The sequence below is a fragment of the Achromobacter sp. SIMBA_011 genome (genome assembly GCF_046535435.1).
Taxonomy (GTDB): domain Bacteria; phylum Pseudomonadota; class Gammaproteobacteria; order Burkholderiales; family Burkholderiaceae_B; genus Achromobacter; species Achromobacter dolens.
Window position 1 is genome coordinate 443,808 of sequence record NZ_JAWRWN010000004.1, and the last position, 20,325, is coordinate 464,132.

Consider the following 20,325-nt stretch of genomic DNA (forward strand, 5'->3'; position numbering starts at 1 on the left):
AGCATCCTCTTGTTTCGGACCATTCCGATTCAGGGTGATGTCAGATTTTTTCGTTACATTAATGCAAACGGTTCTTGTTTATGTTTTGAACACCGTCGTTTCAATCGAGCTTTGAGGATGACCCACATGATGAAGAAAGCCTTGGCGCTGGCCATTGTCGCTTTGAGCGTGTCCGCCGCCCAAGCGGCCGAATACCCCATCGGCAAGCCCGTTGAAAAAGGCGGCATGGAAATCGGCGCGGTCTACCTGCAGCCGATCGAAATGGACCCGCCGGGCATGATGCGTCCCGCCAAGGATTCCGACGTCCACCTGGAAGCCGATATCCACGCCACCGCCGGCAACCCCACCGGATTCCCGGAAGGCGAGTGGATGCCCTACCTGGTCGTGAACTACGAGATCCAGAAGGTCGGCAGCCAGAACGTGCAAAAGGGTGAGCTCATGCCCATGGTGGCCAACGATGGCCCGCACTACGGCGAGAACATCAAGCTCGAAGGCCCGGGCAAGTACAAGCTCAAGTACACCATCCTGCCGCCGACGGCCAACAAGATGAACCACTTCGGTCGTCACATTGACAAGGAAACCGGGGTGGGCGACTGGTTCAAGCCGATCGAACTCGAATACGACTTCGTCTACGCCGGCACCGGCAAGAAGGGCGGTTACTGATCGTGCGTCGCCTGTCTCGCGTCATCTGCGTGCTGCTGGTTGGCCTGGCTGGCATCGCCGGCATGGCGCCCGCGCAGGCGGACGAACTGCCTACCTTCACGTTGACGTTCAAGCCCAATGGCACCTTTGAGCCGGCCACGCTGGAAGTGCCGGCCGGCCGCTTCAAGATCGAACTGATCAACGAAAGCAACGAGCCGGTGGAGTTCGAGAGCATTCCGCTGCGCAAGGAGAAGGTGCTCGGCCCCGGGGTCAAGTCGTTCGTGGTCATCACCATCTCGCGCCCCGGCGAGTATCCATTCTTCGATGATTTTCACCAGGCGGTCAAAGGCACCCTGATCGTCAAGCCCAAGGAATAGGCGGCCGCACCACATGGAACAGGTTCTTTTCATCGTCTGGCGCGAAAGCGTCGAAGCCATGCTGGTGGTGGGCATTCTGTACACCTGGCTGCGCGCGACGCCGGAAGGCAAGCGCGGACTGAAGTATCTGTGGGGTGGCGTTGGCGCGGGGCTGGCCCTGGCAATCGCGCTGGCGCTGGTGCTGCTGGGCGTATCGTCGTGGCTCAGCGACGAAGGCCAGGAATGGTTCCAGGCAATCATGTCGCTGGCGGCCTGCGTGCTGGTGGTGCAGATGGTCGTGTGGATGAAGAAGCACGGTCGCACCCTCAAGAGCGAGCTCGAAAGCGGCGCCCGCTCCTCGGTGGCCCACGACAACTGGTGGGGCCTGTTCGTCCTGGTGGCCATCGCGGTGGCCCGCGAAGGCAGCGAAACCGTGGTGTTCCTGTACGGCACCGTCGCGGCGGGCGATGGCGGCAGCGACATGCTGATGCTGGCGCTGGCCGGGGTGGCCGGTTTCTTGGTGGCGCTGCTGACCTTCTGGCTGCTGCAACTGGGTGGCAAGCTCATCACCTGGCGTCGTTTTTTCCGCGTGACCGAAATCCTGTTGCTCTTGCTGGCCGGCTCGTTGCTGGTGGGCGGCCTGGATCACCTGATTTCGCTGGACGTGCTGCCGACCCTCGTCGACCCGGTCTGGGACAGCTCGTGGCTGTTGAGCGACAGCACCGGCGTTGGCAAGATTCTGGCTGATTTCGCGGGCTATCGCGCCTTGCCCGCCCTGATTTCGGTACTGTTGTGGGTTGCGTACTGGATCGTGGTGTGGACGTTGCTGCGCTGGGTGGGCGGCAAGTCCGCGCCGGTCGCGGTCACCCGCGCCGCCTCTTGAGCGCCGATTCCAACGTGTCTATCGGACTGAATTAATGAAGGTTTGACCATGGCAGCTGCACTCGGGAGGGCAACCTCCCGTATCGCCGACTTTCTTCGAGACCATGCCCCTCTGTTGCGCAAGCTGCAGTGGGGCATTGTTGCGATATACGCGTTCCTGCTGATCGTGCCGGCCATCATGCCGCTGCCGGACAATTCGGCCTCGGTATTCAACAACCTGACCATCGTGGCGCAGTTCGCCTTCTGGGGCGTGTGGTGGCCGTTCGTGCTGATCTCCATGCCGATCCTGGGACGCGCCTGGTGCGGCTGGTTCTGTCCGGAGGGCATGCTCACCGAATGGGCCAGCGAACGCGGCCAGGGGCATGCCATTCCCAAGTGGATGCGCTGGGGCGGCTGGCCCTTCGTGGCCTTCGCGCTCACCACCATCTACGGCCAATTGGTCAGCGTCTACCAGTATCCGCTGGCGGTGCTGGCGGTGCTGGGCGGTTCGACGGTGGCGGCGATGATCGTCGGTTGGCGCTATGGCCGCAGCAAACGGGTCTGGTGCAAGTACCTCTGTCCGGTCAACGGCGTCTTCAACCTGCTGGCGAAGCTGGCGCCGTGGCACTTCAAGGTCGACGAGGAAAAGTGGCGCCATCCGGTCATCCGGATCGAACCCATCAACTGTGCGCCGCTGGTGCCTTTGCGTCACATGAAGGGTGCCGGCGATTGCCACGTGTGCGGCCGGTGCAGTGGCTATCGCGGCGCCATTGCGCTGACGCCGCGCTCGCCCGAGGAAGAGGTCGTCAGCGTCACCGATGGCGAACCGTGGCAGACCGCGCTGCTGTGCTTCGGCCTGATGGGCATTGCCATGGGCGCCTTCCTCTGGAGCGCCAGTCCGTGGTACGTGACCGCCAAGCAGTGGGCCGCGACCTGGCTGGTCGAGCATGACATCATGTGGCCTCTGATGGACAACGCGCCGTGGTTCATCCTGACCCACTATCCGGAAGTGAACGACAGCTTCTCCTGGCTCGACGGCGCCGGCATCATGATGTTCGTGGTGGGCGCGACGATCTGCATCGGCGGCGCCAGCTTCCTGTCGCTGTGGATCGCCGACCGGTTGGCGCCAGCGGCGCCAGTGGAGGGACAGCCCGCGGGCGGCTGGTTCCGCCCCGGATTGCACAAGTTGGCGCAGGGCCTGATTCCCTCGGCCGGCATCGGCGTGTTCCTGGGCTTGTCGGCCACCACCATCAACCTGCTCAAGCACGAGGGCGTGCGCGCCGCGTGGGCGGCGCCGGTGCGCTTTACGCTGCTGACGCTGGCCGTGCTGTGGACCCTGCGCCTGTTCGCGCGGTTGCTCAACCAGCGCCCGGTAAGCCTGGCGCGCAAGGGCGCGGCGTGGCTGGTGCTGGCCGCCGGCCTGGCGCCGTTCTGCTGGGCCTGGGTGCTGTTCTTCGCCATCTGGTGACAGTGGCAGGGATGCGATGCGGCCGTTGGGGGGGGCCGGTGCCGGGGGCCGGCGCGGCATTATCCCGGCCGCGGGAGCGTCCCTTGGCCCGGCGTGGTGCGATAAAGTGGAGGGTCTATTTTCCTCCCCACGGCAACCTTCCCTCCAGCCCATGGCCACCTACGCATTCCGTCTTCTCAACGTCTTCGCCTCCAGCACCTTCACCGGCAACCCCCTCTGTGTATTCGAAGACGCGCGTGGCATGGACGATGCCACCATGCGCGAGCTGGCGGCGCAGTTCAATCTTTCCGAAACCACTTTCATCCTGCCGTCCGACGTGGCCGATGCGCGGGTGCGCATTTTCACGCCTGGCTTCGAGATGGGTTTCGCGGGCCATCCGACCATCGGCACGTCGCAGGTGGTGCGCGACCTGCTCAAGCGCGGCGATGCATTGACATTGGAATTCAAGGCCGGCGTCGTGCCGGTCACCGCGCAGGGTGACGCCTGGACTTTCACCGCGCCTTGCCCGAATGGCGTGCGCACGGCGGCGCCGACGCTGCCGGCCGCTGATATTGCCGCACTGTTGGGGCTGGACATGGACGATCTGGCGGATGATCCCCTCTGGGTGGATACGGGCGCGGACCAGCTACTGGTGCCGCTCAAGAACGTCGACGCGTTGCGGCGCGCGAATCCGGATGCCTCGCGGCTGGATCGCTGGCAGGCCAACAGCCTGGGACGCAAGGTCTGCTATCTGTTCGCCTTCGACCAGAGCCGCCGGCAGGATGGGCGCGACGTCGTGGTGACGCGTTATTTCTACGCCAAGCCCGGCGGCGGGGTGCAGGAAGATGCCGGGACCGGATCGGCCTGTGCCAACCTGGGTGGCTGGCTGCGGCATCGGCAGCATGCGCTCCCCGCCAGTTTCCTGGTGGAGCAGGGCGATCAGATGGGCCGTCCTTGCCGGTTGCTGCTGGACGTGCAGGCCGATGGCCGCATCCAGGTGGGCGGCCGCGCGCTGGAGATCGGGCGCGGCACGGTGGACGTCTGAGTGTGCGCGCGGGTCCGGCATGACCGGGCTGTGCCTGTCACGCGGGCCGTGGCGCCGCTGGCGGCAAAGCGGTCCGGTGCGGGCTCTGGGCTGCCGGCTTCCCGCGCGCAATGAAAAACGGCGCCTGTGTGTGAGCACAGGCGCCGTTTTTCATTGCATGGCCATCAAGGCCCGGCGGGTTACTTCTTGTTCTTGGCCGGGTCGACCTTGATGTTGTTCATCACCTGCTTCACGCCCTCGACGCCGCGGGCGACGGTGGCGGCGTGGTCGGCTTCGGCGGCGGTGCCGACGGTGCCGGTCAGCTTGGCCACGCCATCGGTGGTTTCAACGGCGATGTCCAGCGCGCTCAGTTGCTTGTCGGCCACAAAGGCGGCCTTGACCTTGGTGGTCACGGTCGCGTCGGAGGCGTATTCGCCCACGGATTGCTTGGGCTTGCCGTCATTGGCGGCAAAGGCCATGGAAGTGAAGACAGCGCCCGTACCCAGTGCGGCGGCGGCGATCAGCTTGCGAAATTCCATAGTTGTGCTCCTTGTGTATGTGGTTTTCAGCGCGTTCAGGACGCAACGGCTAAGCGAAAGTTCTTTGGGTGCGATGTTCTTCTATTTCTTGCGGAATGCGCCGCCCAGGATGGACAGCAGCGCCAATACCAGGAAGACAAAGAACAGGATCTTGGCGATGCCCGCGGCGCCGGCGGCGATGCCGCCGAAGCCCAGGACCGCCGCGATGATCGCAATGACGAAGAAAACTACGGCGTAGTGCAACATGTCGGCTTCTCCTGGAGGTACGGGATCAGGGGTTGCGATCAAAGAAATCGCGCACTTCCTTCTCCGCCTGTTCCTTGGTCTTGCCGTAGCGCTCCTGGATCAGGCCAGCGAGGCGTTCGGCGTTGCCTTCGGTGCGGGTCAGCTCGTCGTCGGTGAGTTCACCCCAGGCCGCCTTGGCCTTACCGGTCAGTTGCTTCCACTTGCCAGCGATGATGTCGTTGTTCATGGTGACCTCTCTTCGTTAGTGGCGAACGCAGCGGCTTATGGCCGATAAGCTCTGTATTCGCGGTTGAGTTGGGCACTGATCAGCTTGGATTCAAGGTACAGGGCGGCGACGAGGGCTGTCAAAGGGGCGCTGTGGGTAAATGTAACGGCCGGGGACGGGGCAAACCGTGCGTCTTATGACGGTCAGGTAGCGCAGGCGTACCAGAGCGGGAGTTACATCTGAGCAACCTATTGAGCCCTTTTGAGCGGGGCTGGTAACGGGACCTGTACGGCCGATTCGCATAAAAGCGGTGGCGCGTGATGCCTCGCGACGGGTCACCGACGCTGGCCCCATGCCCGCTGGATCGGTATAGTCGGGGCAGGCTCCGCGGCCGGTTCCGAGACCGGCGCGGTCTGGCGACATCACTCACGAGAGGGCACGCATGACCCGACGATTCCTTGGCACGATTCTGCTGGCGCTGGCCACGATGGCCGCGCTGGGATGCGCCCATGTGACGGACCACTATCAGGCCGCGGCGCCCGTCTCGGAGCCGCACGGCTAGGGCCAGGGCTACGATCGGGCGCCAGGTCCGGTGGGGCGGCGACCCGCCGCGGCCATCCAAAAGAAACGGGGCGCTTTCGCGCCCCGTCTTCATGCGATTTCCGGATCGGGATCAGCTTTCGCGGATGCGTTGGGCGATGTGTTCCAGCGCCTCTTCCACCTGGTCCACGAGGATCAGGCAAAGATCGCCCGCCTGCAGGCGAGCCAGCGCCGTGTCGATCGCCAGGAACTCGCCGTGAATCTCCTCGATGTGGCGGGCGCGGCTGGCGTTGACCAGGCCTTGCTGTAGCAGGGCCAGCACTTCGCCGTCGGCGCGGCCGCGTTGGCATTGGTCCTGATACAGCAGCACGTCGTCGAAGGCTTCCCCGAGGATCTCGGTCTGCATGCGGATGTCTTCGTCACGGCGGTCGCCGGCGCCGCTGATGACCACCGCGCGGCGCTTGGCGGGCATTGCATCGACCGCGCGTACCAGCGCCTGGATCGCATCGGGGTTGTGGCCGTAGTCGGCAATCACGGTGGCGCCGCGATAGTCGAACACGTTGAAGCGGCCGGGCGCGGTCTGGGCGTCGTTGACAAAGGTGGCCAGGCCGCGGCGGATGATGCTCCAGTCCAGATTCAGCGCCCAGGCCGCGGCGATCGAGGCCATGGCGTTCTCGACCTGGAACACGATGGTGCCGTTGCGCGTGAGCGGGATCTCGGCCAGCGGGAAACGGGTTTCCTCGCTGCCCTGGGCCGCGACGATCGCGTCGCCGTCGCGGTACACCACGCGCAGGCCCTGGGCCCGGTGCGTCGACATGATCGGGTGGTTGCGGTCTTCGGCGAAGTAAGTAATGGAGCCGGGGCAACTGGAGGCCATCTCCGCCACGATGGGGTCGGCCGCGTTTAGCACGGCGGTGCCGCTCGGATGCACATGCTGCACGATCACGCGCTTGACCACAGCCAGGTCCTCGACGGTGCTGATGTAGCCCAGGCCGAGGTGGTCGCCCATGCCGATGTTGGTGACGATGGCGACGTTGCAGCGATCGAAGGCGAGGCCCTCGCGCAGGATGCCGCCCCGCGCGGTTTCGAACACCGCGGCATCGACGTCCGGATGCATCAGCACGCTGCGGGCGCTGCGCGGGCCGCTGCAGTCGCCGGTGTCGATGCGCAGGTTGTCGACGTAGACGCCGTCGGAGTTGGTCATGCCGACGCGGTTGCCGGCCACGCCGAGGATATGGGCGGTCAGGCGCACCGTGGTGGTCTTGCCGTTGGTGCCGGCCACCGCCACCAGCGGGATGCGGCCATCCTCGCCATCGGCGAACATATTGGCGATGATGGCTTCGCCCACCGCGCGGCCCTTGCCGAACGAGGGATTCAGGTGCATGCGCAGGCCGGGCGCGGCGTTGACTTCGACCACGCCGCCGTTCTGCTCTTCGAGCGGGTAGTGCACGCTTTCGGCCACTACGTCGACGCCGCAGATGTCCAGGCCGATCATGCGCGCGGCCGAAACGGCGCGCGCCGCCATCTCCGGATGGACCTCGTCCGTGACGTCCGTTGCCGATCCGCCCGTGCTCAGGTTGGCGTTGTTGCGCAGGAAGATCAGGGTGCCCGGCGCCGGCACGGAGTCGGCGTCGAAGCCCTGCTTTTTCAGCGTCGCGAGCGCGATGTCATCGAAGCGGATCTTGGTCAGCGAAGTGGCATGGCCATCGCCACGCAGCGGGTCGGCGTTGACTTGCTCGACCAGTTGGCGGATGGTGTGCACGCCGTCGCCGGTGACCTGCGGCGGATCGCGGCGCGAGGCCGCGACCAGCGCGCCGCCCACCACCAGCAGGCGGAAGTCGTGACCGGGGATGTAGCGTTCGACGATGACTTCGGAACTGATTTCCTCGGCCACTTCAAAAGCCTGGATCACGCGTTCACGCGTCTCGATATTGACCGCCACCCCGCGGCCCTGGCTGCCGTCGCGCGGCTTGACCACCACCGGGCCGCCCAGCTCCTGGGCCGCGGCCCAGGCGTCTTCGGCGGTGGTGACCGAGCGGCCCAGCGGCACAGGCACGCCGGCGGCGTCCAACAGCATCTTGGTCAGGTCCTTGTCCTGCGCGATCGATTCGGAGATGGCGCTGGTCAGGTCGGTCTCGGCGGCCTGGATGCGGCGCTGCTTGCTGCCCCAGCCAAACTGCACCATGCTGCCTTGCGTCAGGCGACGGTACGGAATGTTGCGGGCGGTGGCGGCGTTGACGATGGAGCCGGTACTGGGACCGAGGCGCACGTCCTCGTCCAGCTCGCGCAGGCGCTTGAGGGCGTCGGCCAGGTCGAACGGCGTGTCGTCCAGCGCGGCCTGCACCAGTTGCTGCGCCAGGTCCATGGCGAGGCGGCCGACTTCTTCCTCGCTGTATTCCACCACGACCTGGAACACGCCGGGTTCGGTGGTGGGCGAGGCGCGGCCGAACGTGACCGGGCAGCCGGCGTAGGCCTGCAGCGTCAGCGAGACGATCTGCAGCACGTGCGCGATCGAGACCGCGCCCTGGTGGCCTTCGGGGCGCAGCAGGCCAGTCTGCGGCAGGCGCGCGCGCAGGCGGGCTTCGAAGTCGGGCAGGTTGTCGATCGAGCATTCGGCGTCGGCGCACGACACGATGGCCTCGATCGCCGTGTTCTTGCTCCACAGGTTGGGGCCGCGCAGCGCTCGGATACGGGAAACTTCCATGGCAGGTATTCCTGTCTAGCTTGCGCGCGCCGCGGCGGGCCGCCGCGGCGCGCGCGATGATGTCAGTGTTGCTGGATCCAGCGGCGGACGAGATCGATGGTGGGGCCGGAGAAGGCTTCGTCGGATTGCAGCAGCACGAAGTCGCCCGCCGCAATGCCGGCGAGCTGGCTCTCGATGGCCCTGCCGTGATCCGGCTCGTCCAGGATCTGCTTGACGCGGCTGCCTTGCTCCAGCCCCTGGCGCAGCAGCGCGCGGGCCTGGCCGGCGGGGCGCTTGCTGGTGACAGTGGTGTCGTCATACAGCACCACGCGGTCGAACGCATCGCCCAGCAGTTTGCCTTGCTCGATCAGGTCCACGTCGCGGCGGTCGGCGCCAGCCGAATAGACGGCGGCGCGGGTGGTCGCTGGGAACTGGTCGATGGCCGTGATGAGCGGGCGCAACGCGGAGGCGTTGTGGACGTCGTCCACCACCACGGTGCTGCCGTTGCGCTCGAACAGGGTGAACTGCCAGGGCGCGTCGGCCTGGTCGATGTCGAAGGTCTCGATGCCGGCGCGGATGAGTTCGACGGGGATGTCGAGCGCCCAGGCTGCGCCGACCGCGGCCAGCACGTTCTCGACCTGGAAGGCGACGCGGCCGCCATGGGTCAGCGGGATCGCGGCGACGTCGGCCAGGCGCTCTTCGTGCGCGCCTTGCGCCAGCACGATGGCGCCGTCGCGCACGAACACCGCGCGGCCCTCCTGTTGCAGGTGGGCGGTGATGGCGGGCAGGGCGGGATCGATGCCGAAGAAGATCACGGCGCCGTCGGACAGCTCCGCCATTTCCACCACGCGCGGATCGCGCGCGTTGAGCACGGCGGCGCCGGTCGGCAGCACCACGTCGACCTGGGTGCGGAACACATTGAACATGCGCTCCGTTTCGTTGATGTCGAAGTCGCCGAGATGGTCCGCGTCGTCGATGTTGGTGACCACGCCGACCTGGCAGCGGTCATACGCCAGGCCCTGGCCGAGGATCACGCCGCTGTCGTTCTCGATGACGGCGGCGTCGACGTTGCGGTTCATCAGCACGCGGGTGCCGGACGCGAAATCGGCGCGGTCGCCCTTTTGCACCAGGCGGCGGTCGAGGTACAGGCCTTCGCTGCAGGCCAGGCCGGTGCGCTTGCCCGACAGGTGCAAGAGGCGCGCGATCAGGCGCGCGACCACGGTCTTGCCGTTGGTGCCGGTGACGCCGACGATGGGAATGCGGCCGGCATCGCCTTCGGGGAACAGGTGCTCGACGATGGCGTGGCCGACCGGGCGCGGGGGGCCGTCGGCCGGCTTCAGATGCATCAGGAGACCCGGGCCGGCGTTGACTTCGACGATGGCGCCGCGCTGCTCGTCGAGCGGGCGCGAGATGTCCTCGGCCACCAGGTCGACGCCGGCGATGTCCAGGCCGACCACGCGGGCCGCCAGGGTCACGGTAGCGGCGACGCTGGGGTGCACGCGGTCGGTGACGTCGAAGGCGACGTTGCCGCTGCGCTGCACCAGCACGCGCTGGCCGTCGGCCGGCACGCTGTCTTCGGACAGGCCCTGGCGGGCGATTTCGAGGCGCGCGGCCGAATCCAGCCGCACCGGATTGAGCGGGTGGTTTTCGGTGCGGCCGCGGCGCGGGTCGGTGTTGATCTGGTTGTCGATGAGCTCGGTGATGGTGGATTTGCCGTCGCCGGTGACCCAGGCCGGTTCGCCGGCGGCGGCGGCCACCATGCGGTTGCCGACCACCAGCAGGCGGTGTTCGTTGCCGAGCACGAAGCGCTCGACGATGACGCCGCTGCCCTCGTCGACGGCGACGCGGTAGGCGGAAACCACTTCCTCGCGCGTGGTCAGGTTGGTGAACACGCCGCGGCCGTGGTTGCCGTCATACGGCTTGACCACCACCGGCAGGCCGATGTCCTCTGCGGCCGACCAGGCGTCGTCCTCGCTGTCGACCAGGCGACCCTCCGGCACCGGCACGCCGCAGGTCGATAGCAGTTCCTTGGTCAGGTCCTTGTCGCGCGAAATGCCTTCGGCGATGGCGCTGGTGCGGTCGGTCTCGGCCGTCCAGATACGGCGCTGGCGCGAGCCGTAGCCGAATTGCACCAGGTTGCCCTCGAACAGGCGGATGTAGGGGATGTCGCGGTCGTCGGCGGCATCGACGATGCAGGCGGTGCTGGGGCCCAGGCAGTGCTTGTCGACCAGCCGGCGCAGGCGCGCCACGGCGGCATCAACGTCGAACGGACGGTCTTCGATGGCGGCCATGACCAGGTCGCGGCCTTCGTTCAGGGCGGTGCGGGTGACCTGTTCCTGCCAGGCGCGCACGACGACCTTGTAGACGCCGCGGGTGGAGGTTTCACGGGCCTTGCCGAAGCCGCCGCGCAGGCCGGCCAGGTTCTGCAGCTCAAGGGTGACATGTTCGAGAATGTGGCCGGGCCAGGTGCCTTCCTTGACGCGGGACAGGAAACCGCCCCGCACGCCCGGGCTGCAGCGGTGCTCGATCAGGGTCGGCAGCCACGCGGTCAGGCGCTCGTAGAAGCCGGGGATCGTGTTGGAGGGATAGTCCTCCAGTTCGCCGATATCCACCCACGCCTCGAGTACCGGACGGTACGTCCAAATGTTCGGGCCGCGCAAAGCCACGACATCGAGGAATTCAATGTCTTTCTTTTTCATGTTTTAATTTACTTGAGAAGCAGGTTGGCACGCGCGGACGCCCCTATGCAAGACCGCGAATTTATTGGGGTTGCGCCTTAAGAATAATGCCAACGAGTGGGGGATCCCAGATATTCCTAATTAGAAAAATCGGCTGATACTATACGACGCCTTCAAAGGCGTGAACTCGTTGTGTTGTAAGGAAGGGACACGTTGCCAACCCGGGGTTGGCATGCCGTCGCCGCCTTGTAGGGCAGAGTCCTGGCCCGGTATGCGTTCTAATGAAAAAAACACACCTGCTTTCCGGCCTAGCCGAAGCCTTTCCTGCCCGCTGGCGGGATGACATCCGCGCGGAACTGGCGCAGGATGAGACCCTGCTGGCCTGGCTTGAAATAGACCTGGACCAGCGGCTGAAGTTCCAGCCCGGCCTGGTCGCCGTCACCGATCGCCGCCTGATCGCCCGCAATGCGGCCGATACCGGCTGGGAATCCTGGGCGTACGGCCCTCAACTGTCCCTGAATCTTTCCGACCACGCTGGCGCGGCCGTGCTGGAACTGCACGACGACACCGCGCGCCTGGGCATCTGGCGCTTCACGCTGGCCTGCAATCCGGCCGCGCTGCGGCTGCTGGGCCAGTTCGAGGCCCAACAGGCAATCCGCCTGTCCGGCCAGCCACAAGCCGAGGCGGGCGAACGCCAGTGCACGATCTGCAACAACGCCATCCCGGCTGGGCAGGACGAGTGTCCGGTCTGCAACCAGGAGCAGGCGGCGCCCTCGACCACCTGGGCGCTGCTGCGCCTGTGGCGCTTCGCGCGGCCGTATCGCGGGCCCTTGCTGGCCGGTTTCCTGCTGACCCTGCTGGGCACCGCGGCGACCCTGGTGCCGCCGTACCTGACCATGCCGCTGATGGACGACGTGCTGATTCCCTTCCAGAACGGCGCGCCCATCGATTACAGCAAGGTCCGCCTGTACCTGGGCGGGCTGCTCGGTTCCGCCATCCTGGCGTGGGGCCTGGGCTGGGCGCGGACCTACATCCTGGCCTGGGTCAGCGAGCGCATTGGCGCCGACCTGCGTACCACCACCTATGAGCACCTGCAGCAGTTGTCGCTGGAGTATTTCGGCGGCAAGCGCACCGGCGACCTGATTTCCCGCATCGGCAGCGAGACCGACCGCATCTGCGTGTTCCTGTCGCTGCACCTGTTGGACTTCGCCAACGACATCCTGATGATCACCATGACCGCGGTGATCCTGGTGTCGATCAATCCGTGGCTGGCGCTGGTCACGCTGGTGCCGCTGCCGTTCATCATCTGGATGATCCACGCGGTTCGCGACCGCCTGCGCCATGGCTTCGAGAAGGTCGATCGCATCTGGTCGGAGATCACCAACGTGCTGGCCGATACCATTCCCGGCATCCGCGTGGTCAAGGCCTTTGCCCAGGAGAAGCGCGAAGTGGCGCGTTTCCGCGAGGCCAACAACCGCAACCTGGAAGTGAACGACCGGGTCAACACCACCTGGTCGCTGTTTTCGCCCACCGTCACGCTGCTGACCGAGGTCGGGCTGCTGGTGGTGTGGATCTTCGGCATCTGGCAGGTCTCGCAGAAGCAGATCACGGTGGGGGTGCTGGCGGCGTTCCTGGCGTACATCGGGCGCTTCTACACCCGCCTGGATTCGATGAGCCGCATCGTGTCGGTGACGCAGAAGGCGGCCGCCGGCGCCAAGCGCATCTTCGACATCCTGGATCACGTCTCGAGCGTGCCGGAACCCCAGAACCCGGCCAAGCTGCCGCAGGTCAACGGCCGCATTGAGTTGCGCGACGTCGGTTTCCGCTACGGCAACCGCCAGGTCATCCGCGGCCTGGACCTGAGCATCGCGCCCGGCGAGATGATCGGCCTGGTCGGGCACAGCGGCTCGGGCAAGAGCACCCTGATCAACCTGATCTGCCGCTTTTACGACGTGTCGGAAGGCGCGATCCTGGTGGACGGCGCCGACATCCGTTCGGTGCGGGTGGCCGACTACCGCCGCAACATCGGGCTGGTGCTGCAGGAGCCCTTCCTGTTCTTCGGCACCATCGCCGAGAACATCGCCTACGGCAAGCCGGACGCTACCCGCGACGAGATCGTGGCGGCGGCCCGCGCCGCCCATGCCCATGAATTCATCCTGCGGCTGCCGCACGGCTACGATTCGCTGGTCGGCGAACGCGGCCAGGCGCTGTCCGGCGGCGAGCGCCAGCGCATCTCGATCGCGCGCGCGCTGCTGATCGACCCGCGCATCCTGATCCTGGACGAAGCGACCTCGTCGGTCGACACCACCACCGAGAAGGAAATCCAGAAGGCGCTCGACAACCTGGTGCGCGGCCGCACCACCATCGCCATCGCCCATCGCCTGAGCACCTTGCGCAAGGCTGATCGGCTGGTGGTGCTGGACCGTGGCCAGATCGTGGAGCAGGGCCCGCACGAGGAACTGATGGCGCGTGAAGGCGCCTACTACCGGCTGTATCAGGCGCAGGCGCGCCAGAACGAGGCCGATGCACAGTCCTCCGGCGGCGAAGACATGGCCGCCGTGGCCTGAGCGAGATAACCGTCATGACGCTTCCCGTTTTTCAACTGCGACGCAATGCGTTCGGGCGTTTGGTGTTCCAGGGCGCCGACGGCGTCGCGCACGAAGGCGTGATTCCGGTGCGGGCCTTTCCGATCAGCGAGGCCGATCGCGGGCTGTCGCTGGTGACCGGAGAAGGCCGCGAGCTGCTGTGGATCGAAAGGCTGGCCGACGTGCCCGCCGCCGAGCGCGCGCTGATCGAAGAGGAACTGGCAGGGCGTGAATTTATGCCCGAGATCCGCAAGCTCGCCAGCGTGTCGACCTTCGCCACGCCCAGCGTCTGGAAGGTGGAGACCGACCGCGGGGCCACCAGCTTCACGCTGCGGGGCGAGGAGGACATCCGCCGCCTTAGCCCGCAGACGCTGCTGATCGCCGACAGCCACGGCATCTTCTATCTGGTGCGCGACATCCTGTCGCTCGACAAGCACAGCCGCAAGCTGCTGGATCGCTTCCTCTGACCGCTCAGTCCGGGGCCGCGCGCTTGAACGGCGTGTGGGTCTCGAGCTCGCCCAGGTAGTCATCCACCGCGGCGGTTTCCTCATCCAGAAATTGCTGGATCGCAGCCGCGAAACGCGGGTCGGCGACCCAGTGCGCCGACCAGGTGGGCGTGGGCAGCAGCCCGCGCGCCATCTTGTGTTCCCCTTGCGCGCCGCCCTCGAATCGCGCCATGCCGTGGGCGATGCAGTAAGCGATGGCCTGCAGATAGCAGGTCTCGAAATGCAGCCCCGGCACGTATTCCGTCGCCCCCCAATAGCGCCCGTACAGCGTGTCGCCGCCCGCCAGGTTCAGGGCCGCCGCCATCGGCTGGCCGTCGCGCTCGGCCAGGATGAGCACGAAGGCGTCGGGCTGGTCACGGTAGGCGCGCAGGAAGAATTCGCGGCTCAGGTACGGCGGGTTGCCGTGGTTGAAGTAGGTATGGCAATAGCACTGATAGAAGAAGTCGAGGTCGGCGGCGTCGATCTGCGCGCCGCGTAGCCAGCGGAACGTCAGCCCGGCCTGCGCCACCTTTTTGCGGTCCTGGCGGATCTTCTTGCGCTTGTCGTGGCTCATCGTGGCCAGGAAGGCGTCGAAATCGGAGTAGCCAGGATTGGTCCAGTGGAACTGCACGCTTTCGCGCACCATGAAGCCGGCCTCGCGCAGGGCTCGCAGGTCCGCGGTGGCCGGAAACAGCAGGTGCAGCGACGACACCTGGATCTCTTCGGCAAAGGCGACCAGCCCGCGCACCAGCGTGTCGCGGTCTTCGTCGCTGCCGGCCAGCAGGCGCGGGCCCGAGACCGGGGTGAACGGCACGGCCGCCAGCAGCTTGGGGTAGTAGCGCAGGCCGTGGCGCTCGAAGGCGTCGGCCCAGGCGTAGTCGAACACGTACTCGCCGCGCGAATGCGATTTCAGGTAGAGCGGCACCGCGCCCGCCAGCGCATCGTCGCGCCACAGCATCAGATAATGGGGCGACCAACCGGTGCGCGGCGCGGCACAGCCGGAATCGTGCAGCGCGTGCAGGAACGCATGCCGCAGGAACGGCTGGTCCCCGGCCAACGCATCCCATTGGCGGGCGTCGATGCGCGACAGGTCGGTCTCGATGGTCAGGCGTAGCGGCGAATCCATGAACGAATGATAAAGTCTTCAGTGGCGCATGGCGCGCGGCGCGGGATGACCGCGCATGGTTATTGTCTTGCGGGCGGCGTTGTTCCGTCCCGCACCGGAAATCTTCATGGACAGCAATTCGATCCTTCCCGTGAACGGGAGCGATCCGCACGAACCCGGCACGCCCTGTCTGCGTGCCCAGGCCCTGCAGGCGCTGGCCGCCACCGGCTGGGCCGACAAGCTGGCGCGGGTGCGCGCCATCGGCGAAGATGCCCCGCTCGATAGCGTGCGGCGCTACGCGACGCCGGATGGATTGCCCGGGCGGCCCGCCGCGCCGGTGCTGGTGGCGCCGTCCGAGGTGCCGCAGCGTTCCATGGCGACGCTGGAGGGCCGCGCGGCGCTGCTGCACGCGCTGGCGCACATCGAATTCAACGCTGTGAACCTGGCGCTGGACATCCTCTGGCGTTTCGCCGGCATGCCGGATGCGTTCTACCGCGACTGGCTGCGCGTGGCGCGCGAAGAGGCTGCGCATTTCGACCTGCTCAATCAGCGGCTTGCCGACCTGGGCCATGCCTATGGCGACTTTCCTGGCCACAACGGCTTGTGGGAGATGGCCGAACGCACTTGCGGCGACCTGCTGGCGCGCCTTGCGCTGGTGCCGCGCACGCTGGAGGCGCGCGGCCTGGATGCGTCGCCGCTGATCCGCAACAAGCTGGCCGGCGCCGGCGATGCGCGGAGCGCGGCCATCGTCGACATCATCCTGCGCGACGAGATCGGCCACGTAGCCATCGGCAACTATTGGTACAAGCGGCTGTGCGCCGAGCAGGGCAGGGAGCCGGTCGCCTGCTATGCCGAGCTGGCCAGCCGCTACAACGCGCCGCGGCTGCGTGGCCCTTTCAACATGGAAGCGCGCCGCGCGGCGGGTTTCGACGAGGCCGAACTGGCCGCCTTGCTCGACAAACGCGCCGTCACGGGCGAAGCCGAAGACAGCCGGCGCCGCCCCGACGGCGGCGCGGCCAACGCATCCGCAGGAGCGCTTTCTCGATGACCTTTCGTCGCGCCATTCCCCTGGCCGCCATGCTGGCGTTGTCCGCGCCCGCCGCGCACGCCGCCGACACCTTCGCCGCTTGCCTGGCCGGATTGCGCGCCCCCGCCGCAAAGGCGGGCGTGTCGGGCGCCACGTTCGACCGGCATACCGCCAGCCTGTCGCCCGACATGGCGGTGATCGGCCTGCTGGATGCGCAGCCGGAATTCAAGACGCCGATCTGGGACTACATGGCGGCGCTGGTCGACGACGAGCGCGTCGCCGACGGCAAGGCCGGCATCGAGCGCTGGCGTGCCGAACTGGACCGCGCCGCGGCGCGCTACGGCGTGGACCCGGCCACCATCGCGGCCGTATGGGGCGTGGAGAGCAATTATGGCCGCACCCTGGGCGGACGGCCGCTTCTGACCTCGTTGTCGACGCTGTCCTGCTTCGGGCGCCGCCAGGCGTACTTCCGCGGCGAGTTCTTCGCCGCGCTCAAGATCGTGCAGGACGAGCGCATCGACCCGGACAAGCTCAAGGGTTCCTGGGCGGGGGCGTTCGGCCAGACCCAGTTCATGCCGTCGACCTATCTGCGGTTGGCCGTCGACTTTGACGGCGACGGCCGCCGCGACCTCATCGACAGCGTGCCCGACGCGCTCGCCTCCACGGCCAACTTCCTCAAGCGCGCCGGCTGGAACAGCGGCCTGGACTGGGGCTACGAGGTGATCCTGCCCGCTGGCGCGAACATCGCCGGCGCGGGACGCAAGAACAAGCGTCCGCTGTCGTTCTGGCGCGGCCAGGGCCTGACCCGCGCTGACGGCAAGCCGTTGCCCGGGGGCGATACGCCCGTCGGGCTGCTGTTGCCGGCCGGACCGAAGGGGCCGGCGTTCCTGGTGACCCGTAATTTCGATGCGCTGTATTCCTACAACGCCGCCGAAAGCTATGCGCTGGCGATTGCGCACCTCTCCGACCGCCTGCGTGGCGGCGGCCCGCTGGCGCAGGCCTGGCCGACCGATGATCCGGGGCTGTCGCGCGCCGAGCGGCGGGAATTGCAGCGGCTGCTGATCGCCCGCGGCTATGAGCTGGGCGAACCCGATGGCATGATCGGCGAGCGCACCCGCGAAGCCCTGCGCGCGGCGCAGCGCGAACTCGGCCTGCCTGCCGACGGCCGCGCCGGTCAGAAGGCGCTGAAAGCCCTCAAGGCCTCCCAGGTTCCCCTGGCCTCGCCAGCCCCGCGCGGCGCGGGCTGAGGGCCGGAACGACAAGCTTTGCAAAGATCGCCGGTTGCCGGCCTTTGGATGACCACATCGGCGCCGCCACGGGCCTATACTGGATTTCCGATTTTCCTGGAGAACGGCGATGAGTCTATTGGATACCTTGGCCTCGATGGCCGGCGGCGGCCAGCAAGGAGGTTCCGCCTCGCTGCTGCCCGCCCTGATCGAACAACTGAGCAAATACCCGGGCGGACTTTCCGGCCTGATCGCCAGCTTCCAGCAGGGCGGCCTGGGCGAGATCGTCGCGTCCTGGATCGGCAAGGGCCAGAACCTGCCGGTCAGCGCCGACCAGCTCGGCCAGGTGCTGGACCCGGGCGTGGTCAACGAACTGGCCGCCAAGACCGGCCAGGACACCGGCTCGGTGCTGGGCTCGCTGTCGTCGCTGCTGCCGCAACTGATCGACAAGGCCACTCCCGAAGGCGCGGTGCAACCCGGCCAGTCGCTCAATCCCGCCGACCTGCTGGCGTCGCTGTCGGGGCTGTTCGGCAATCGCGGCTGAATCCCGGCATGAGCCTGAATGCGGTGCGCGGCAGCACGCGTTGTTGACTCCCGCCCGGTGGCGGCCGCTGCAAAAAAAATGGCCGACCCGTGAAGGTCGGCCATTTGGCGCTATGGCGGAAATTTGGTGGAGCCGGGGGGAATTGAACCCCCGTCCGCAAGCCCTCCGCAACCAGTTCTACATGCGTAGTCGATCTATTTGGTTTTAACCCTGGACTTAGCCAACCGACAGGCCGGACCAGAGCGATTCACGTAATTTAAATTTGAACCGTGTGACCCCAGTTCAAACCGATTCCTTGTGAATGTCGCTGCTGCGGTTCGAGGGTTGCCCCCCTAGGAAGTTGCCTTCCTCCGCCTGACCCAAGGACAGATCAGTGCAGCGGCTCACCGCTTAAGCGGCGAGAGCGAAACGCTCGTCGTTGGCGTTTGTAGTGTTCCAGTGGTTTAACGAGCGTACTGGTGCTCGGCATGCCCTGAGTTGTTTCGCGACCCACGTCGAATCCGGATCGGCCCCAAGAACTTCTATTGTACTGGTAAACGCGATAGCCCGCTGCGTTTCCGCGCCCGCCCGCCCGGACGTGGCGCGAATACCGCAATGTGGCCTAGGCGTTGGCGCAGGCTGCCTTGCCGGCAGGACGGGCGCGCGAGGCCGCCATGAGCACGAACGCCAGGGCGACGGATACCGCGACGATGACCGCAGCCGCCCAGCCGAGCGAGGCCAGGCCGTACTGGTCGATTACGTGGCCGCCGACCACGGCGCCCAGCCCGATGCCGATGTTGGCGCCCGAAATGTTGAGCGACGCGGCGAAGGCGGGCGCTTCCGGCGCCGACTTCATCAGGCGCACGTGGCAGACGATGAACAGCGCCGCCTGGGCGATGCCCCAGATCGTCAGCGCTACGGCCAGCAGGCCATGCGATTGCATCACCGGCGCCACGAAGGCCAGGCCGACCGCCATCAGCGACGAGAACAGCGCGGTGGCGCCCAACGGGCTACGGTCGACCATGCGCCCGCCCAGGGTGTTGCCGATCAGGCCAACGGCGCCGAACGCCATCATGGTCCAGCCGACGATCTGGCCATTGAAGCCGGCCAGGCGCTCCAGCATGTCCGCCAGGTAGGTGTAGGCGGTGAACATGCCCGTGAACACCAGCAACGACAGCAGCACGTGGCCCACCACGATCGGGTTGCGCAGGATGCGCAGTTGCGTCACCAGTTTCACGTTTTCGGCGCGGATGCGGGTGCTGGGGAAGGCCAGCAGCAGCAACAGGGCCTTGGCGAACGCCACCGCCGAGAGCACGCCGAAGGCCGCGCGCCAGCCGAAGGCGTCGGAGATCAGCACGCCGATGGGAATGCCGAACACCGTCGCCGCGACGATGCCGAACGCCACCATCGAGATGGCGCGGCCGGCGCGGGCGGGGCCCACCAGTTCCACCGCGGTGGCGCTGGCCAGCGACCAGAACACCGGCAATGCCAGCGCCGGCACGAAACGGGCGACGGCCATGACCCAGATGTTCGGCGCTGCCGCCGCCAGGGCGTTGGACAGGCCGAACAGCGCCAGCACGCTGATGAACAGTCGTTTGCGCTCGATGTTGGCCATCAGCGCGGTCAGCAGGGGGCCGGTGGCCGCCACCGTGAAGGCGAAAAGTGTCACCAGCAGACCGGCCTGGGAAACCGTGACATCCAGATCGCGGGCCAGGCTGGGCAACAGGCCGACGATCAGGAATTCGGTGGTCAGGATGGTGAAACCGGCGGCCGAAAGTAGCAGGATGGGTAAAAGCATGGGCAATTCCAGGTGCGCACGAAGCCGTGAGGCAACGCGCGGTGGACGGATGGATGGTCTAAAAGGTCTAGGTTGCGCGCCGGGGAGACGTCGGCGCGCGGGCGCGTGAGGGTGGCAAACCGTCGATGCGTAACGAGAGTCGCCGTGCGGGCTTCGCCGCGCGGCGCCCGGCTTTGGCCGGGAAAGGCAATCGGGAGGCACCCGCATTGCCTTGCATTGAAGACACTTTAATTCACCGGCGGCCGGGGATAAACCCTTTTCAGTCGGATAAATTGTTCGGTCAGGCCAACTAATCGGGCCGTGCCGATGTCATCCCGGCCCGCATGCCGCCAGGCAGGGCGGCGATGCGGGACAT

At 66.6% G+C, this 20,325-nt stretch carries 17 protein-coding genes and 1 other RNA gene; 10 read left to right on the forward strand and 8 right to left on the reverse strand.

Annotated elements, in window-relative coordinates:
• The first annotated feature begins 126 nt into the window (after nucleotides 1-126).
• The 5 genes from SB816_RS17740 (at nucleotide 127) to SB816_RS17760 (ending at nucleotide 4,351) form a co-directional block, all read left to right on the forward strand.
• A complete protein-coding gene (locus tag SB816_RS17740) occupies nucleotides 127-663 on the forward strand; it encodes an iron transporter (protein WP_006393588.1) in 537 nt (178 codons plus the stop codon).
• A gap of 62 nt (nucleotides 664-725) precedes the next feature.
• On the forward strand, nucleotides 726-1,019 hold the full coding sequence (locus SB816_RS17745; protein ID WP_054445482.1) for a cupredoxin domain-containing protein: 294 nt from the start codon (nucleotides 726-728) through the stop codon (nucleotides 1,017-1,019).
• A gap of 13 nt (nucleotides 1,020-1,032) precedes the next feature.
• A complete protein-coding gene (locus SB816_RS17750; RefSeq protein WP_054501475.1) occupies nucleotides 1,033-1,881 on the forward strand; it encodes an FTR1 family protein in 849 nt (282 codons plus the stop codon).
• 48 nt (nucleotides 1,882-1,929) lie between these two features.
• The gene (locus SB816_RS17755; protein WP_175167611.1) at nucleotides 1,930-3,327 is read left to right on the forward strand and encodes a 4Fe-4S binding protein; all 1,398 of its coding nucleotides are present in this window, start codon (nucleotides 1,930-1,932) and stop codon (nucleotides 3,325-3,327) included.
• 151 nt (nucleotides 3,328-3,478) lie between these two features.
• Nucleotides 3,479-4,351, forward strand: a complete 873-nt coding sequence (locus SB816_RS17760) for a PhzF family phenazine biosynthesis protein (RefSeq protein WP_269872791.1) — start codon at nucleotides 3,479-3,481, stop codon at nucleotides 4,349-4,351.
• A gap of 179 nt (nucleotides 4,352-4,530) precedes the next feature.
• Here SB816_RS17760 and SB816_RS17765 read toward each other — a convergent pair whose 3' ends face one another.
• The 5 genes from SB816_RS17765 to cphA (SB816_RS17785) all read right to left on the reverse strand — a co-directional run bounded on the left by SB816_RS17765 (nucleotide 4,531) and on the right by cphA (SB816_RS17785) (nucleotide 11,242).
• Complete coding sequence (locus SB816_RS17765) at nucleotides 4,531-4,869, reverse strand: BON domain-containing protein (RefSeq protein ID WP_024068163.1); 339 nt, start codon at nucleotides 4,867-4,869, stop codon at nucleotides 4,531-4,533.
• A gap of 81 nt (nucleotides 4,870-4,950) precedes the next feature.
• Nucleotides 4,951-5,115, reverse strand: coding sequence for a DUF1328 domain-containing protein (locus tag SB816_RS17770; protein WP_006389411.1), 165 nt, complete (start codon nucleotides 5,113-5,115; stop codon nucleotides 4,951-4,953).
• Nucleotides 5,116-5,140: 25 nt separating this feature from the next.
• Nucleotides 5,141-5,341, reverse strand: a complete 201-nt coding sequence (locus SB816_RS17775; protein ID WP_006389412.1) for a CsbD family protein — start codon at nucleotides 5,339-5,341, stop codon at nucleotides 5,141-5,143.
• Nucleotides 5,342-5,993: 652 nt separating this feature from the next.
• Entirely contained in the window at nucleotides 5,994-8,564 is a 2,571-nt protein-coding gene (cphA, locus tag SB816_RS17780) for a cyanophycin synthetase (RefSeq protein WP_054501472.1), read from the reverse strand.
• Nucleotides 8,565-8,626: 62 nt separating this feature from the next.
• Nucleotides 8,627-11,242: a cyanophycin synthetase gene (cphA, locus tag SB816_RS17785; RefSeq protein WP_054501471.1), complete on the reverse strand. Its 2,616-nt coding sequence runs from the start codon at nucleotides 11,240-11,242 to the stop codon at nucleotides 8,627-8,629.
• A gap of 260 nt (nucleotides 11,243-11,502) precedes the next feature.
• On the opposite strand from cphA (SB816_RS17785), the gene SB816_RS17790 reads away from it, so the two are divergent.
• Nucleotides 11,503-13,788 carry an ABC transporter ATP-binding protein gene (locus tag SB816_RS17790; protein ID WP_064527105.1) on the forward strand — a complete coding sequence of 762 codons (2,286 nt, stop codon included), beginning with the start codon at nucleotides 11,503-11,505 and terminating at the stop codon, nucleotides 13,786-13,788.
• A gap of 14 nt (nucleotides 13,789-13,802) precedes the next feature.
• Nucleotides 13,803-14,273 (forward strand): DUF1854 domain-containing protein, encoded by a 471-nt coding sequence (locus SB816_RS17795; RefSeq protein ID WP_049072299.1) that lies wholly within the window; start codon nucleotides 13,803-13,805, stop codon nucleotides 14,271-14,273.
• 4 nt (nucleotides 14,274-14,277) lie between these two features.
• On the opposite strand, the gene SB816_RS17800 is transcribed toward SB816_RS17795, so the two are convergent.
• Nucleotides 14,278-15,417, reverse strand: a complete 1,140-nt coding sequence (locus SB816_RS17800) for a GNAT family N-acetyltransferase (RefSeq protein WP_054501468.1) — start codon at nucleotides 15,415-15,417, stop codon at nucleotides 14,278-14,280.
• A 106-nt stretch (nucleotides 15,418-15,523) separates the two neighbouring features.
• Between SB816_RS17800 and SB816_RS17805 the strand changes: the two genes are divergently transcribed.
• From SB816_RS17805 to SB816_RS17815, 3 genes are all read left to right on the forward strand, one after another.
• Entirely contained in the window at nucleotides 15,524-16,444 is a 921-nt protein-coding gene (locus SB816_RS17805; protein ID WP_410547341.1) for a ferritin-like domain-containing protein, read from the forward strand.
• Nucleotides 16,441-17,670, forward strand: coding sequence for a lytic murein transglycosylase (locus SB816_RS17810; RefSeq protein WP_410547342.1), 1,230 nt, complete (start codon nucleotides 16,441-16,443; stop codon nucleotides 17,668-17,670). The genes SB816_RS17805 and SB816_RS17810 overlap by 4 nt, the downstream gene beginning before the upstream one ends.
• A gap of 109 nt (nucleotides 17,671-17,779) precedes the next feature.
• The gene (locus SB816_RS17815; RefSeq protein WP_054501465.1) at nucleotides 17,780-18,193 is read left to right on the forward strand and encodes a YidB family protein; all 414 of its coding nucleotides are present in this window, start codon (nucleotides 17,780-17,782) and stop codon (nucleotides 18,191-18,193) included.
• Nucleotides 18,194-18,317: 124 nt separating this feature from the next.
• Here the strand turns inward: SB816_RS17815 and ssrA are convergent.
• Nucleotides 18,318-18,706, reverse strand: a transfer-messenger RNA (tmRNA) gene (gene ssrA, locus SB816_RS17820).
• A gap of 88 nt (nucleotides 18,707-18,794) precedes the next feature.
• A complete protein-coding gene (locus SB816_RS17825; protein ID WP_054501464.1) occupies nucleotides 18,795-19,970 on the reverse strand; it encodes an MFS transporter in 1,176 nt (391 codons plus the stop codon).
• Between the last annotated feature and the right edge of the window lie 355 nt (nucleotides 19,971-20,325).